The 13,142-nt window shown below is 68.6% G+C and carries 16 protein-coding genes; 6 read left to right on the top strand and 10 right to left on the bottom strand.

The window, feature by feature from the left end; all coding sequences use genetic code 11:
- Positions 1-6 precede the first annotated feature (6 nt).
- The 4 genes from rlmH to AC1RB9_RS04760 are packed head-to-tail and all read right to left on the bottom strand — an operon-like array spanning position 7 to position 2,770.
- Positions 7-474, bottom strand: a complete 468-nt coding sequence (gene rlmH, locus AC1RB9_RS04775; protein ID WP_003093193.1) for a 23S rRNA (pseudouridine(1915)-N(3))-methyltransferase RlmH — start codon at positions 472-474, stop codon at positions 7-9.
- Positions 475-481: 7 nt separating this feature from the next.
- Entirely contained in the window at positions 482-838 is a 357-nt protein-coding gene (gene rsfS, locus AC1RB9_RS04770) for a ribosome silencing factor (protein ID WP_003100305.1), read from the bottom strand.
- A gap of 22 nt (positions 839-860) precedes the next feature.
- Complete coding sequence (nadD, locus tag AC1RB9_RS04765) at positions 861-1,505, bottom strand: nicotinate-nucleotide adenylyltransferase (protein WP_003093199.1); 645 nt, start codon at positions 1,503-1,505, stop codon at positions 861-863.
- On the bottom strand, positions 1,505-2,770 hold the full coding sequence (locus AC1RB9_RS04760; RefSeq protein WP_003122015.1) for a glutamate-5-semialdehyde dehydrogenase: 1,266 nt from the start codon (positions 2,768-2,770) through the stop codon (positions 1,505-1,507). Before AC1RB9_RS04760 ends, nadD begins: the two co-directional genes overlap by 1 nt.
- A 297-nt stretch (positions 2,771-3,067) precedes the next feature.
- Here AC1RB9_RS04760 and AC1RB9_RS04755 point away from each other — a divergent pair, with 297 nt between their 5' ends.
- Positions 3,068-4,291 carry an alpha/beta fold hydrolase gene (locus AC1RB9_RS04755; RefSeq protein WP_003453975.1) on the top strand — a complete coding sequence of 408 codons (1,224 nt, stop codon included), beginning with the start codon at positions 3,068-3,070 and terminating at the stop codon, positions 4,289-4,291.
- A gap of 7 nt (positions 4,292-4,298) precedes the next feature.
- Here AC1RB9_RS04755 and AC1RB9_RS04750 read toward each other — a convergent pair whose 3' ends face one another.
- Entirely contained in the window at positions 4,299-5,156 is an 858-nt protein-coding gene (locus AC1RB9_RS04750; RefSeq protein WP_003093206.1) for a class I SAM-dependent methyltransferase, read from the bottom strand.
- 63 nt (positions 5,157-5,219) lie between these two features.
- Between AC1RB9_RS04750 and AC1RB9_RS04745 the strand changes: the two genes are divergently transcribed.
- Positions 5,220-5,939, top strand: coding sequence for a DNA-3-methyladenine glycosylase (locus AC1RB9_RS04745; RefSeq protein WP_003100299.1), 720 nt, complete (start codon positions 5,220-5,222; stop codon positions 5,937-5,939).
- Positions 5,936-7,249, top strand: coding sequence for a bifunctional DedA family/phosphatase PAP2 family protein (locus AC1RB9_RS04740; protein ID WP_003100297.1), 1,314 nt, complete (start codon positions 5,936-5,938; stop codon positions 7,247-7,249). The genes AC1RB9_RS04745 and AC1RB9_RS04740 overlap by 4 nt, the downstream gene beginning before the upstream one ends.
- Positions 7,250-7,259: 10 nt before the next feature.
- Here the strand turns inward: AC1RB9_RS04740 and AC1RB9_RS04735 are convergent, their stop codons facing one another.
- Genes AC1RB9_RS04735 through AC1RB9_RS04725 form a run of 3 tightly spaced genes read right to left on the bottom strand, consistent with a single transcriptional unit; the run spans position 7,260 to position 8,945 of the window.
- Positions 7,260-7,853, bottom strand: coding sequence for an LON peptidase substrate-binding domain-containing protein (locus AC1RB9_RS04735; RefSeq protein ID WP_003093212.1), 594 nt, complete (start codon positions 7,851-7,853; stop codon positions 7,260-7,262).
- 19 nt (positions 7,854-7,872) lie between these two features.
- A complete protein-coding gene (locus AC1RB9_RS04730; protein WP_003093214.1) occupies positions 7,873-8,583 on the bottom strand; it encodes an LrgB family protein in 711 nt (236 codons plus the stop codon).
- The gene (locus AC1RB9_RS04725; protein WP_003118250.1) at positions 8,583-8,945 is read right to left on the bottom strand and encodes a CidA/LrgA family protein; all 363 of its coding nucleotides are present in this window, start codon (positions 8,943-8,945) and stop codon (positions 8,583-8,585) included. Before AC1RB9_RS04725 ends, AC1RB9_RS04730 begins: the two co-directional genes overlap by 1 nt.
- A gap of 193 nt (positions 8,946-9,138) precedes the next feature.
- Here AC1RB9_RS04725 and AC1RB9_RS04720 point away from each other — a divergent pair, with 193 nt between their 5' ends.
- The 3 genes from AC1RB9_RS04720 (at position 9,139) to AC1RB9_RS04710 (ending at position 12,212) form a co-directional block, all read left to right on the top strand.
- Positions 9,139-9,594, top strand: coding sequence for a MaoC family dehydratase (locus tag AC1RB9_RS04720; RefSeq protein WP_003093220.1), 456 nt, complete (start codon positions 9,139-9,141; stop codon positions 9,592-9,594).
- 190 nt (positions 9,595-9,784) lie between these two features.
- Entirely contained in the window at positions 9,785-11,524 is a 1,740-nt protein-coding gene (locus AC1RB9_RS04715; protein WP_003453986.1) for a C13 family peptidase, read from the top strand.
- A gap of 46 nt (positions 11,525-11,570) precedes the next feature.
- Complete coding sequence (locus tag AC1RB9_RS04710; RefSeq protein WP_003100290.1) at positions 11,571-12,212, top strand: oxidoreductase; 642 nt, start codon at positions 11,571-11,573, stop codon at positions 12,210-12,212.
- 19 nt (positions 12,213-12,231) lie between these two features.
- On the opposite strand, the gene AC1RB9_RS04705 is transcribed toward AC1RB9_RS04710, so the two are convergent.
- Positions 12,232-12,480 (bottom strand): YceK/YidQ family lipoprotein, encoded by a 249-nt coding sequence (locus AC1RB9_RS04705; protein WP_042159398.1) that lies wholly within the window; start codon positions 12,478-12,480, stop codon positions 12,232-12,234.
- A gap of 28 nt (positions 12,481-12,508) precedes the next feature.
- On the bottom strand, positions 12,509-13,138 hold the full coding sequence (gene ubiX / locus AC1RB9_RS04700) for a flavin prenyltransferase UbiX (protein WP_003093227.1): 630 nt from the start codon (positions 13,136-13,138) through the stop codon (positions 12,509-12,511).
- Between the last annotated feature and the right edge of the window lie 4 nt (positions 13,139-13,142).

Here is a 13,142-nt window from a genome sequence, read left to right as displayed (position 1 = left end):
TGGGGACTATTTGTGGTAGGGGTGCCCGGACAATACGGTCCAGGCCCGGTAGATCTGCTCGCCGACCAGGATCCGCACCAACGGGTGCGGCAGCGTCAACGGCGACAGCGACCAGCGCTGCTCGCTGCGCGCGCAGACCTCCGGCGCCAGCCCTTCCGGGCCGCCGACCATGAGATTCACGGTGCGTGCGTCGAGACGCCAGCGATCCAGTTCGCGAGCCAGTTGCTCGGTGCTCCAGGGCCGACCTTCGACCTCCAGGGTCACCACCCGTTCCCCCGGCTGCACGCGCGCCAGCATGGCCTCGCCTTCCTGACGGATCAGGCGCGCCACGTCGGCGTTCTTGCCGCGGGTGTTGAGCGGGATCTCCACCAGTTCAAGGGACAGCTCGGCCGGCAGGCGCTTGACGTATTCCTGCCAGCCTTCCTCGACCCAGCGAGGCATGCGCGAGCCAACCGCGATCAGGCGCAACCGCATGCCGGCGTCACTCTTCCGGCTGGTGCTGGGCGCGGCTCTGCTCGGCGCCCTGCCACAGGCGCTCCAGGTCGTAGAACTGGCGGGTCGCCGGGAGCATCACGTGGACCACCACGTCGCCCAGGTCGAGCAGCGCCCATTCGCCGGACTCCAGGCCTTCGCTGCCCAGGGGCTTGACGCCGTTTTCCTTGGCCTTGGTCAGGACGTTGTCGGCCAGCGACTTGACCTGGCGGCTGGAACTGCCGCAGGCGATCACCATGTAGTCGGTGACGCTGGTCTTGTCCCGCACATCGAGGGTCACGATGTCCTGGGCCTTGAGGTCTTCCAGGGCATCGATGGCCACTTGGACGAGTTGTTCGGTTTGCATTGAGTCGGTCTCTGTTTCTTTATCAGTGTGGCGCACGATACAGGTGGTGCGCCTCGATGTAGTTCAATACCGCGTCCGGCACCAGGAAACGCACGGAGCGCCCGGCACCCAGCAGCGCGCGGATCTGGGTGGCGGACACCGCCAGCGGCGTCTGCCAGACGAAGGTGATCTGTCCGCCCGGCCCTTTCAGGGCCTGCGGGTCGGCCACGCTCCGCGCCGCCAGCAGGTCGCGCAGCGACTCCGGCGGCTCGCTGTCGGCATCCGGACGCTGCAACACGACGATGTGGCAGTGATCCAGCAACGCCTCCCAGCGGTGCCACGTCGGCAAGCCGCAGAAGGCATCCCAGCCGATCAGCATGAACAACTGGTCGTCGGCCGCCAGCTCCGCCCGCACCGACTCCAGGGTGTCGATGGTGTAGGACGGCTTGTCGCGCTGCAGTTCGCGGGGATCGACCGTCAATCGCTCGACTCCCGCCACCGCCCGCTCGACCATCGCCAACCGCTGCGCGGCCGACACCTGCGGGGTTTCCCGGTGCGGCGGCCGCGCATTGGGCAGCAGGCGCAGTTCGTCGAGGGCGAACTGCTCGGCCATTTCCACGGCGCTGCGCATATGTCCGATATGCACGGGGTCGAAAGTGCCGCCGAACAGGCCGATACGTTTGCCCATCAGATGCGCACGTGACCGTCGCCGAAGACGACGTACTTCTCGCTGGTCAGGCCTTCCAGGCCGACCGGGCCGCGGGCGTGCAGCTTGTCGGTGGAAATCCCGATCTCGGCGCCGAGGCCGTACTCGAAGCCGTCGGCGAAGCGGGTCGAGGCGTTGACCATCACCGAAGCGGAATCCACTTCGGCGAGGAAACGCCGCGCATCGCTGAAGTTCTCGGTAATGATCGCGTCGGTGTGCTGCGAGCCGTAGGTGTTGATGTGCTCGATCGCCGCGTCCAGTCCGTCGACGATGCGGATCGACAGGATCGGCGCGTTGTACTCGGTACGCCAGTCCTCCTCGGTAGCCTCCAGCACGTCTGCGCCAAGCAGCGCGCGGGTCGCGGCGTCGCCGCGCAGTTCCACGCCCTTCTCGCGGTAGATCGTGGCCAGCGGCGGCAGCACCTGCTCGGCGATGCCGGCATGCACCAGCAGCGTCTCCATGGTGTTGCACGGTGCATAGCGCTGGGTCTTGGCGTTGTCGGCGACGCGAATCGCCTTGTCCAGGTCGGCGGCGACATCGATGTAGACGTGGCAGATGCCGTCCAGGTGCTTGATCACCGGCACCTTGGCCTCGCGGCTGATGCGCTCGATCAGGCCCTTGCCGCCGCGCGGGACGATCACGTCGACGTATTCGGGCATGCTGATCAGCGCGCCGACCGCGGCGCGGTCGGTGGTTTCCACCACCTGCACGGCGGCGGCCGGCAGGCCGGCCTCGGCCAGGCCCTGCTGGATGCAGCGGGCGATCGCCTGGTTGGAGTGGATCGCCTCGGAGCCGCCGCGCAGGATGGTCGCGTTGCCGGACTTCAGGCACAGGCTGGCGGCGTCGATGGTCACGTTCGGCCGCGACTCGTAGATGATCCCGACCACGCCCAGCGGCACGCGCATCTTGCCGATCTGGATGCCCGAGGGCACATAGCGCATGTCGCGGATCTCGCCGATCGGGTCGGGCAGCGTGGCGACCTGGCGCAGGCCCTCGATCATGTCGTCGATGCGCGCCGGGGTCAGCGCCAGGCGGTCCAGCATCGCCGGCTCCAGGCCATTGGCGCGGCCGGCGGCGAGGTCCTGCTCGTTGGCGTGGGACAACTCCGCGCGGGCGGCGTCCAACGCATCGGCCGCGGCCAGCAGGGCGCGGTTCTTCTGCGCGGTGGCGGCGCGCGCGAGCAACCGCGAGGCGGCGCGGGCATCGCGGCCAAGGCGGCTCATATAGTCGAGGACGGACTCGGTCATGGTCTCGGCATCTGGCGTCAGGGAAATGCGCGATTATAGCGAGCCAGCCCCGGCGCGCCCAGCCGCAACAGCCGGTCGGTAGACAGTGCGTTCCATCGCCCCCGGCGGTAACGCGGCAGCCCCGCTGCGCCTGGGGCTGTGCGCGAGACGGTGACACCCGGGCGCAGGCGCCGGCCGAAGGATAGGTAAACAAAATTGCTACCTCTGTTTACCTTCGAGGCGAGCCTGGCCACTGCCACCCACCGGCACCCGCTCGGCAGAACAACAATAACGACGCACACACCGCGGGGCCTCGCCATGCGCTACCGTACCGACTACAGCGCACAGTCGCTGAGCAGCGAACCGGATATCCTCTTCCTAGACGGCTGGCAACTGCGCTACCAGGCCTTCGCCGCCCGCGCCGACGACCCGCGCCCGCCGGTGCTCCTGCTGGGCGGCGCCTTCCAGAGCTTCCGCTCGTTCACCGGCGAGGTCAGCGAACTGCTCGCCGAGCACCCGGTGATCCTGCTCGACCTGCCGAGCCAGGGCGGCAACCTGCAACTGGCGGCGGAACTGAGCCTGGAAGACCTCGCCGACCTGATCGCGGCCTTCGCCGAACAGCTCGGCCTGCCGCCGTTGATGCCCATCGGCCTGTCCTACGGCTCGGCCCTGGCCGCGCTGTTCGCCGCCCGCCATCCGCGCCGCTGCGCGCGCCTGCTACTGGCCGGCATCACCGCATTCGGCCGCCCCGGTGCGCGGCTGCTGCTGGAAGAAGCCCTGGCCCGGCTCGACGAGGGCGACCAGAGCGCCTTCGCCCACGGCGTACTGACCGGCCTGATCAACCCGCTACAGCTGGAACGTACCGGCGTCTCCCCGGTATTTCGCAAGGCCATGCTGCGCCAGTTGCAACGCCTGACCGCGGCGGAGATCGAACGCTACCGGCAGAATAGCCGGCGCCTGCTGGCCTTCGGCGGCTTCGAGCGGCACCCGACCTGCCCGACCCTGGTGCTCGCCGGCGAGTACGACCATTTCACCCAGCCCTGGGAACATGCGGTGTTCGCCCATGCCTGCGGGAACGCCGAGTTCGCCCTGATCCACGACGCCGACCATCTTGCCCAGTTCGAACGACGCGAGGCCTGCGCCCGGCTCTACGGCCCGTTCCTGCGCGGCGAGGCACTGCCGGAGCGCGCCGAGGGCAGCACGCGGATCCCGCGCACGCGCCTGCTCGGCCTGGAGCGACGCTTCGAGGTCCGCCATCGGCCAGCCCAGGGGCACGCTCGGCTGGAACATCCGCAGCTCGGCGTCTATGCGGCGGAACTGGTGGAACTCGGCTATTTCGGCGGGCGGCTGCACGCCGAGCTGCCCGAATCCCGCCCGCAACGCGGCTGGCGGTTGTGCTGCGACGGCCTGGCGGACTTGGACATCCTGCCCCTGCGCTCGACCGCCGGCGGCTTCGCCTTCATCTTCCCGCACTCCGATCCGGCGGCCAGCGCCGGACTGGCCGACCTCCTCGCCGCCTGGCAGCGAGCGGAGGTCGCCTGAGAGGCGGCTATGCCGTGCGGCTTTCGATCACCCGCACCAGGCTCGGCAGGCGTCCCTGCGGCAAGCCCAGGGCGGCGCCTTCGCGCTGCGGGTCGAGCACCAGGGTGGAGGCGAAGCCGCAGCGGGCGAAGGCCGCCTCGATTTCCGCGGCATTGCGGTAATGCAACGGATAGCTTCCCCGCGTCAGCCGCCCGATGATCCCCACTCCCCAGCGGATCTGCCGGTAGCGCGGGTGCTCGCGGAGATCGGGATAGAGGTCGGTCAGGTAGGTGCCCTGGGGGAAGCGTTTAAGTTCGGTCGCCAGGCGACTCCAGAAGGCCTCGATCACCGGGCGCTGGAAATAGTTCACCAACCCCTCGGTGATCACCACCAGCGGGCGCTCGCGATCGAGCCCGGCGAACAGCGCGGCAAGGCTGCGCTCGCCGTCCTCGGCGAGGATATCCACAGCCGCCACCGCGTGCTCCGGGCCCAGCCAACCCTGCTCGCGGAGCAACGCCGCTTTGCGCGCGGCCATCGGCGGCAGGTCGGCCTCCAGGTAGCGCAACTGTGGATAGCGTTGCCGGAAGCGTCGCCCACGCGGCGAGAGCCCGCAGGCCATTTCCACCACCTGGACCACTCCCTCGCGTTCGACGGCCTGGGTCAGGCGCGCGTCGATCATGAGGTGTCTTTGTAACAGGAAATCCTCGATGTTCAGTCCGAAACCGAGCTGCGCGCCCCAGTTGATCGGCGCGACGAAGCCGTGTACCCAGCGGCCGAAGACGGTGGCGAAGGCCGGTTCGGCGAGTCGATGGCGGAACCAGACGTACCCGGTGTAATGGGCGCTGGGCGTGATGTGGGCACTGTCGACACGCTCTCGTTCAACCATGATTCAGGCTCTTGTTGTTATCATTCGCCAGCCTATGACTGCCATGGTCCCAGCGACAATCCCATGTCCCGCGATCCCATCCTTAGTTTGCCCTGGCCCGACGCCCGGCCGCTCCCCGACACCTTCTTCGACCGCGATGCGTTGCTGGTCGCCCGCGAGTTGCTGGGCAAGGTGATCCGCCATCGCCAGGGCAATCTCTGGCTGGCGGCGCGAATCATCGAGACCGAGGCCTACTACCTGGAGGAGAAAGGCAGCCATGCCTCGCTCGGCTACACCGAGAAGCGCAAGGCACTGTTCCTCGACGGCGGGCACATCTATATGTATTACGCGCGCGGCGGCGACTCGCTGAACTTCAGCGCCGGCGGGCCGGGCAATGCGGTGCTGATCAAGTCCGGCCATCCCTGGCTGGATCGCATCAGCGACCACACGGCGCTGGAGCGGATGCAGAGCCTGAACCCGGACAGCCAGGGCCGGCCCCGCGAGATCGGCCGCCTGTGCGCCGGCCAGACCCTGCTGTGCAAGGCCATGGGGCTGAAGGTGCCGGAGTGGGACGCACAGCGCTTCGACCCGCAGCGACTGTTCGTCGACGATGTCGGCGAGCGCCCCAGCCAGGTGATCCAGGCCGCTCGGCTGGGCATTCCGAAGGGGCGCGACGAACACCTGCCGTACCGTTTCGTCGATGCCACCTTCGCCGCCTTCTGCACCCGCAACCCACTGCGCCGCGGCCAGGTCGCCGGGCGCGACTATCATCTACTCGGACATCAGGACCCGCACCTGCAATGAGTCTCGACAGCTTCAACGCCTGGATGGCCGCCAACCCCGAGTGGCTGGGGCTGGCCATCTTCCTCATCGCCTTCCTCGAATGCGCGGCCATCGTCGGTATCGTCCTCCCCGGCGTGGTGCTGCTGTTCGGCGTCGCGGTGATCGCCGGCAGCGGCGCCCTCGGCCTCGGCGAAACCCTGCTGCTGGCCTACGCCGGCGGGGTGCTGGGCGACCTCAGCTCGTACTGGATCGGCCGCCGCTTCCACCAGAACATCCGCCGCCTGCCCGGCCTGCGCAGCCATCCGCAGTGGATCACCGCCGCCGAGGTGTACTTCGAACGCTACGGTATCGCCAGCCTGCTGGTCGGCCGCTTCATCGGCGCCCTGCGACCGATGCTGCCGATGGTCGCCGGCATGCTCGACATGCCGTTCGGCCGTTTTCTCGGCGTTTCGCTGATCGCCGCCGCCGGCTGGGCGGTCGCCTACCTGTTGCCCGGCTGGGCCACCGGCGCAGCCCTGCGCCTGCCGTTGCCGGAAGGCTTCTGGAGCGAAGCCGGGATCGTCGCGGCCTGCCTGGCGGTGCTGGTCGGCGTGGTAGTCCAGGCCAGCCTGCGGCGCAAACGCTGGGCAACCGCTGTGGCGGCCGCGCTGAGCCTGGTCCTGCTGCTGGCGATGACCGTCGCCTGGCCGTACCTCCAGGACCTCGACCAGGGCCTGATGACGCTGGTCCAGGAGCATCGCAACGCCGACCTGAACCCGGTGATGGTGGTGGTCACCCGGCTCGGCGATTTCCGCACCCAGTTCATCGCCGGTGCGCTGCTCGGCGGTATCCTCCTGCTGACCCGGCAATGGCGTCCGGCCATCTTCGCCATCGGCACCCTGGTGGGTACCGCGCTGGCCAACCAGACCCTGAAGACCCTGTTCGCCCGCGCCCGCCCGGAAGTGCTGGCCGAACCGCTGAGCAGCTTCAGCTTCCCCAGCGGACACAGCTCGGCGTCCTTCGCCTTCTTCCTCACCCTGGGCGTCCTCGCCAGCCGCCAGCAACCGCCGCGCTGGCGCCTGACCTGGGTACTGCTGGCGGTGATCCCGTCGCTGAGCATCGCCCTGTCGCGGGTCTACCTTGGCGTGCACTGGCCGTCGGACATCGTCGCCGGCGCCCTGCTCGCCACTACGGTCTGCGCCGCCAGCCTGTGGCTGAGCCAGCGCCGCGAGTCGCTGCCGGCGCTGCCGCAACGGGTCTGGTGGCTGCTGTTGCCGGTCTGCGTGGCGACCCTGGCGATCGCCGCCGGCTGGGCCCTGCCGGAAGCCATTGCGCGCTACCGGCCGCTGTGAGGGTTGGCGCTCAGTCGATACCCAACTCGCCCTGCAGGTGCTCCAGCAGCACCTGGATCCGCGCCAGTTGCATCTGCGCGTCGGGCAGGGCGAGCAGTTCGAGCTTGCGTTCGGTATCGAACGGCAGCAGGTAGGCCAACTGGTTGGCCAGGTCCTGCTGGCCGCCGGGCTCGCCGCCCATCTCCAGCGCGGCCACCATCGGATGCTCGGCCAGCACGCTGAGCAACGCGGCGAGATCGTTGTGTTCGTAGGTCAGGGGTTGCTCCGGCAGGTCTTCGAACCACTCGATCTCGCCAACGCTGAGCTGGTCGGCCTGGACCTCCACCGACAGCACCTGGAAACGCCGACCGCCCTCCACGCGGATGCCCAGCAGGCCGTTCGGGCGCTGCTGCCAGTCGCGGACCGAGGCCTCGCAGCCGACCATCGCCAGGCGGCTCGGCGCTTCGCCGACCTCCCGCCCTTCGCCGATGGTCACCACGCCGAAACCGGTGCCCTGCTTCATGCAGCGGCTGATCATGTCCAGGTAGCGCGCCTCGAAGATCTGCAGGTCCAGGCGGCAACCGGGGAACAGCACGGCGTTGAGGGGAAACAACGGCAACTTCATCGCGACTCCTCGGGCATCGTCAGGCAACCAGCGCTACCGCCAACGGTAGCAGCACTGCGGTGGCAACGCCCATCAGGCTCATCGCCAGGGCGGCGAAGGCACCACACTCCTCGCCTTCCTGCAAGGCCCGCGAAGTGCCCACCGCGTGGGCCGTCATGCCCAGCGCCATGCCCTGCGCGGCGGGGTGCCGGACGCCGATGGCGCGCAGCAGCTCCGGCCCGAGGATCGCCCCGAGCACCCCGGTGATCAGTACGAACACGGCGGCCAGCGCCGCCACGCCGCCGATCTGGCTGGCCACCAGCATGGCGATCGGCGAGGTCACCGACTTCGGCGCCATGCTCATCAGCATCCGCGGCTCGGCACCGAACAGCCAGCCGAATGCGATGCCCAGCACCGTCGCCAGCGTACCGGCGACCACCAGGGTCAGCAGGGTCGGCCAGAACAATTGGCGGATACGCCGCAGGTTGAGGAACAGCGGCACCGCCAGGGCCACCGTGGCGGGGCCGAGGAGAATGGTCAGGACCTTGGCGCTGGCACTGTATTCGTCGTAGTCGATGCCGCAAAGCAGCAGTACGCCGATCACCACCAGCATCGACACCAGCACCGGCTGCAGGAACACCCAGCGGGTCCGTTCATAGGCGGCCAGGGCCAACTGGTAGGCGCCCAGGGTCACGCCGACGCCGAACAGCGGATGGTGGATCACCGCCTCGAGGGCGGCCTGCCAGGCCATCAGGTCTCCTCCCGGCGACGTTGCTGGCGATCGATGAGCTTCTGCATCATCCAGCCGGCGAACAGGAACGACAGCACCAGCGACAATACCAGCGCGCCGACGATGGCCCAGAAGTCGGCGGCGATCTCCCGCGCATAGGCCATCACCCCGACCGCCGCCGGCACCAGCAGCAGCGGCAGGTAGCGCAGCAACGAGCCGGCCGCCTCGTTGACCGGCTTGCCGACCTCGCCACGCGCCAGGAAATAACCGAACAGCAGCACCAGGCCGATGATCGGACCGGGCAGCATGGGCAACAACAGAACGTTCAGACCTGTGCCGAGCAACTGGAACAGCACCAGCCAGGTCAGACCACGAAGCAACATGGGCACCTCCAGCAAGGGCCGACCATTATGCCCAGCCCGCCGGGACATTGGCACGCTCCTCGCCTATCCATCAGTCGCAGTCGCGGCACCGCATGACGCGATATTCGCCAGGCCGATGGTTTCTTGACCCGGTCGCCAACGCGTGCTGATCTTCCTGCACCATGAGAACAACAGCCATCCTCCCGGAGGACTTATGCCATTCGTACCCGTAGCAGCGCTCAAGGACTATGTCGGCAAGGATCTCGGCCATTCCGAATGGCTCACCATCGACCAGGAGCGGGTCGACCAGTTCGCCGAATGCACCGGCGACCACCAGTTCATCCACGTCGATCCGGAGAAGGCGGCGAAGACGCCCTTCGGCGGCACCATCGCCCACGGTTTCCTGTCCCTGTCGCTGATCCCGAAGCTGATGGAAGGCCTGCTGGTGCTTCCCGAAGGACTGAAGATGGCGGTCAACTACGGCCTCGATACGGTGCGCTTCATCCAGCCGGTGCGGGTCGGCTCGCGGGTCCGCCTGGGCCTGACCCTGCTCGACGTCAACGAGAAGAATCCCGGCCAGTGGCTGATCAAGGCGCGCGCCACCCTGGAGATCGAAGGCCAGGAGAAACCCGCCTACATCGCCGAGACCCTCAGCCTCTGCTTCGTCTGAGCCCGCCCCAGCGAGCGCTGCCGTTCGCTTGACGGCCAGGCGCCTTCGCGCCCCTCTCCCCCCTTCCAAAAGCCCCCGCTCGCGGGGGCGCTCTGGGCCGGCAGGGAAATACCCTACTGCCAGGCAACGATTTTTCCGCCACACTGTCTCCCCTCCACCCTCGGACCGAACCACTCATCGGGAACGCCGCATGCTTCGCCCCGCCAGGTCTCTCTCGCTCTGCTCCGCCCTGGTCATCCTGCTCGCCGCCTGTGGCGAGGGCGAACCGCTGCTCCCGGCCGATGCGCGCCTGCCTGACGGCGCGCGCTATCGCGGCGAGCTGGTGGACGGGCGCCTGGAAGGCCAGGGCCGGCTGGACTACGACAACGGCGCCTGGTACGCCGGCCGCTTCGAGCATGGCCTGCTGCACGGCCATGGCACCTGGCAGGGCGCCGACGGCAGCCGCTACAGCGGTGGCTTCGCGGCCGGCCTGTTCGACGGTCAGGGACGCCTGGCGATGGCCGATGGCAGCGTCTACCAGGGCGGTTTCCGCCAGGGCCTGTTCGATGGCGAAGGCAGCCTGGAACAACAGGGCACTCGCTACCGCGGCGGTTTCCGCAAGGGCCTGTACAGCGGCCAGGGCACGCTGGACGGCAGCGATGGCAGCCGCTACCAGGGCAGCTTCCGCCAGGGCCGCCTGGAAGGCGAAGGCAGCTTCAGCGACAGCCAGGGCAACCAGTACGCCGGTACCTTCCGCGACGGGCAACTGAACGGCAAGGGGCGCTGGAGCGGGCCCGATGGCGACCGCTACGTCGGCCAGTTCAAGGACAACCAGTTCCATGGCCAGGGGCGCTACGAAAGCGCCAGCGGCGATGTCTGGATCGGCCGCTTCAGCGAAGGCGCGCTGAACGGCCCCGGCGAGCTTCTCGGCGCCGACGGCAGCCGCTACCGCGGCGGTTTCCAGTTCTGGCGCTTCCATGGCCAGGGCCTGCTCGAACAACTGGACGGCACCCGCTACGAAGGCGGCTTCGCCGCCGGCGCCTATGCCGGCCAAGGCACCCTGGACCGCGCCGACGGCAGCCGTGAGCAGGGACTCTGGGCCGACGGCAAGCGCATCCGCGACGCCGCCGGCAAGGCCCTGCCCGACACTCTGGAAATCGGCCTGTTGGCCCAGGGTCGCCTGCTCGACGAAGAACTGCGCAAGATCCCGGCCTCGACGCCGGCCAGCGAACTCTATGCCCTGAGCCTGGGCGGCGATGGCCGCCAGGGCGTGTTCCTGCGCGAGGCCGATTACGCCGGTGACCTGCTCGGCCAGCGTTTCGCCGCTCGTGGCGTGATTCGCCTGGTCAACCACCGCGACCACTTCGGCGACCGCCCGCTGGCTACCCGGGAAAGCCTGTCCCGCGCCGTGCGCACCCTGGCCGAACGCAGCGGGCCGGAAGACCTGGTCTTCATCTACCTGACCAGCCACGGCTCCAGCGACCACCAGTTGGCCCTGGACATGCCCGGCCTGAACCTCGGCGACCTGCCGGCCGCGGAACTGGCCGAACTGCTCGCGCCGCTGCGCCAGCGCGACAAGGTGCTGGTGGTATCGGCCTGCTACAGCGGGGGCTTCATCCCGCCGCTGAAAGACGAACGTACCCTGATCCTGACCGCCGCGCGTGCCGACCGGGTCTCGTTCGGCTGTTCCGACGACGCCGACTTCACCTATTTCGGCCGCGCCTTGCTGGCCAATGCGCTGAACCGCACCGACGATCTGTCCAAAGCGTTCGAACTGGCGAAAGAGGAAGTGCGTCAAAGGGAGAAGGAGGAAGGTTTCGAAGCTTCGGAACCGCAAGCCTGGTTACCGGAACGCGTGCTCGCGCACTGGCGGACGCTGCGGGGGCAGCAAGCCGAGCGCGCGCTCGCGTTCCGGGAAGGAAAAACCGGCGAGGGCGCGGCGGGCAAATAGATACGCCGCGCACTACGCTCATTGGTGTGGAAGGGGAGAAACACACATGCACTCGACGCCCAAGCGCGTTCTGCTCGCCGGCGCGACCGGTCTTACCGGCGAGCACCTGTTGGATCGGATATTGAGCGAGCCGACCCTGGCCAAGGTCATCGCCCCTGCCCGCAAGGCGCTGGCCGAGCATCCGCGGCTGGACAACCCGGTCGGCCCGCTGGCCGAGTTGCTGCCGCAACTCGACGGCAGCATCGATACCGCCTTCTGCTGCCTCGGCACCACGATCAAGGAAGCCGGCTCGGAGGAGGCCTTCCGCGCGGTCGATTTCGACCTGCCGCTGGCGGTGGGCAAGCGCGCGCTGGAGATGGGCGCCCGGCATTACCTGGTGGTCAGCGCCCTGGGCGCCGACGCCAAGTCGTCGATCTTCTACAACCGGGTCAAGGGCGAACTGGAGCAGGCCCTGCAGGAACAGGGCTGGCCACAACTGACCATCGCCCGGCCATCGCTGCTGTTCGGCCCGCGCGAGGAATTCCGCCTGGCCGAGATCCTCGCTGCGCCGATCGCCCGCATCCTTCCCGGCAAGTACCACGGCATCGAGGCCTGCGACCTGGCCCGCGCGCTCTGGCGCCTGGCGCTGGAGGAAGGCAAGGGCGTGCGCTTCGTCGAGTCCGACGAACTGCGCAAGCTGGGGAAATGAGCCTGGGGCGGGTCTCGCCCTACATGCCGCCGCTGACGCCGAGGTTGAGGCCGATGGCGGTGGCCAGCGAGAACGGCAGCAACAGGGTGTCCAGCAGCGCGCTGCCCGGCAGGTCGAGCCCCGGATGGGCCGGCGCCTCCGCGCCGAAGCGTTCCATCGGGCAGCAGCCGCCGTGCAGGCTGTACCAATCCAGCCGGGTGCCGGCGTAGACCACCGGCGCCCCTGGCTTGGCCGCATCCAGGGTGCGCACGGTGGCGCAACCGCCCATCTGCACCGCCAGGACCAGCAGCAGCACCCTACTCGTCGCTGACAAGGTGCTGTTCCCCCCAGCGCGGCAGCATGTCCTGGGGAATCCCCAGGGTGTTGAGGATTCGCGCGACGACGAAGTCCACCAGGTCCTCCACCGATTGCGGCTGGTGGTAGAAGCCCGGCGCCGCCGGCAGGATCACCGCGCCGAGGTTGGACAGCTTGAGCATGTTTTCCAGGTGGATACTGGAGAACGGCGCCTCGCGCGGCACCAGCACCAGCGGCCGGCGCTCCTTCAGGGCGACATCGGCGGCGCGCTCGATGAGGTTGTTGCAGGCCCCCGTGGCGACCGCCGACAGGGTGCCGGTGGAACACGGGCAGATCACCATGGCATTGGGCGCGCTGGAGCCGGAGGCCGGCGGCGCCATCCAGTCGTTCTGGCCGAACACGCGGATCTGTCCGGCGGCGGCACCGCAATATTCGGTGAGGAAGGCCTGCATCGCCTGCGGCTTGGCCGGCAAGGCCACGTCGGTCTCGGTGGCCATCACCAGTTGCGCGGCCTTGGAGATCAGGAAGTGCACCTCGCGCTCTTCCTGCACCAGGCAATCGAGCAAGCGCAGGCCGTACTGGGCGCCGGAGGCGCCGGTCATCGCCAGGGTAATGCGTTCCGGACCGCTCATCGCG

This window comes from Pseudomonas sp. 20-5, assembly GCF_056782835.1.
Note: the sequence above shows the minus strand (reverse complement) of the source record. Positions and strands in the feature narration are given on the sequence as shown.

Coding starts and splice junctions, on each gene's coding strand:
- AC1RB9_RS04755 (WP_003453975.1), top strand. CDS start 3,068: ATGCGCTACCGTACCGACTACAGCGCACAGTCGCTGAGCAGCGAACCG.
- rlmH (WP_003093193.1), bottom strand. CDS start 474: ATGCGGTTGCGCCTGATCGCGGTTGGCTCGCGCATGCCTCGCTGGGTC.
- AC1RB9_RS04710 (WP_003100290.1), top strand. CDS start 11,571: ATGCACTCGACGCCCAAGCGCGTTCTGCTCGCCGGCGCGACCGGTCTT.
- AC1RB9_RS04720 (WP_003093220.1), top strand. CDS start 9,139: ATGCCATTCGTACCCGTAGCAGCGCTCAAGGACTATGTCGGCAAGGAT.
- AC1RB9_RS04715 (WP_003453986.1), top strand. CDS start 9,785: ATGCTTCGCCCCGCCAGGTCTCTCTCGCTCTGCTCCGCCCTGGTCATC.
- AC1RB9_RS04705 (WP_042159398.1), bottom strand. CDS start 12,480: ATGGGCGGTTGCGCCACCGTGCGCACCCTGGATGCGGCCAAGCCAGGG.
- nadD (WP_003093199.1), bottom strand. CDS start 1,505: ATGGGCAAACGTATCGGCCTGTTCGGCGGCACTTTCGACCCCGTGCAT.
- rsfS (WP_003100305.1), bottom strand. CDS start 838: ATGCAAACCGAACAACTCGTCCAAGTGGCCATCGATGCCCTGGAAGAC.
- AC1RB9_RS04750 (WP_003093206.1), bottom strand. CDS start 5,156: ATGGTTGAACGAGAGCGTGTCGACAGTGCCCACATCACGCCCAGCGCC.
- AC1RB9_RS04760 (WP_003122015.1), bottom strand. CDS start 2,770: ATGACCGAGTCCGTCCTCGACTATATGAGCCGCCTTGGCCGCGATGCC.
- ubiX (WP_003093227.1), bottom strand. CDS start 13,138: ATGAGCGGTCCGGAACGCATTACCCTGGCGATGACCGGCGCCTCCGGC.
- AC1RB9_RS04745 (WP_003100299.1), top strand. CDS start 5,220: ATGTCCCGCGATCCCATCCTTAGTTTGCCCTGGCCCGACGCCCGGCCG.
- AC1RB9_RS04740 (WP_003100297.1), top strand. CDS start 5,936: ATGAGTCTCGACAGCTTCAACGCCTGGATGGCCGCCAACCCCGAGTGG.
- AC1RB9_RS04735 (WP_003093212.1), bottom strand. CDS start 7,853: ATGAAGTTGCCGTTGTTTCCCCTCAACGCCGTGCTGTTCCCCGGTTGC.
- AC1RB9_RS04730 (WP_003093214.1), bottom strand. CDS start 8,583: ATGGCCTGGCAGGCCGCCCTCGAGGCGGTGATCCACCATCCGCTGTTC.
- AC1RB9_RS04725 (WP_003118250.1), bottom strand. CDS start 8,945: ATGTTGCTTCGTGGTCTGACCTGGCTGGTGCTGTTCCAGTTGCTCGGC.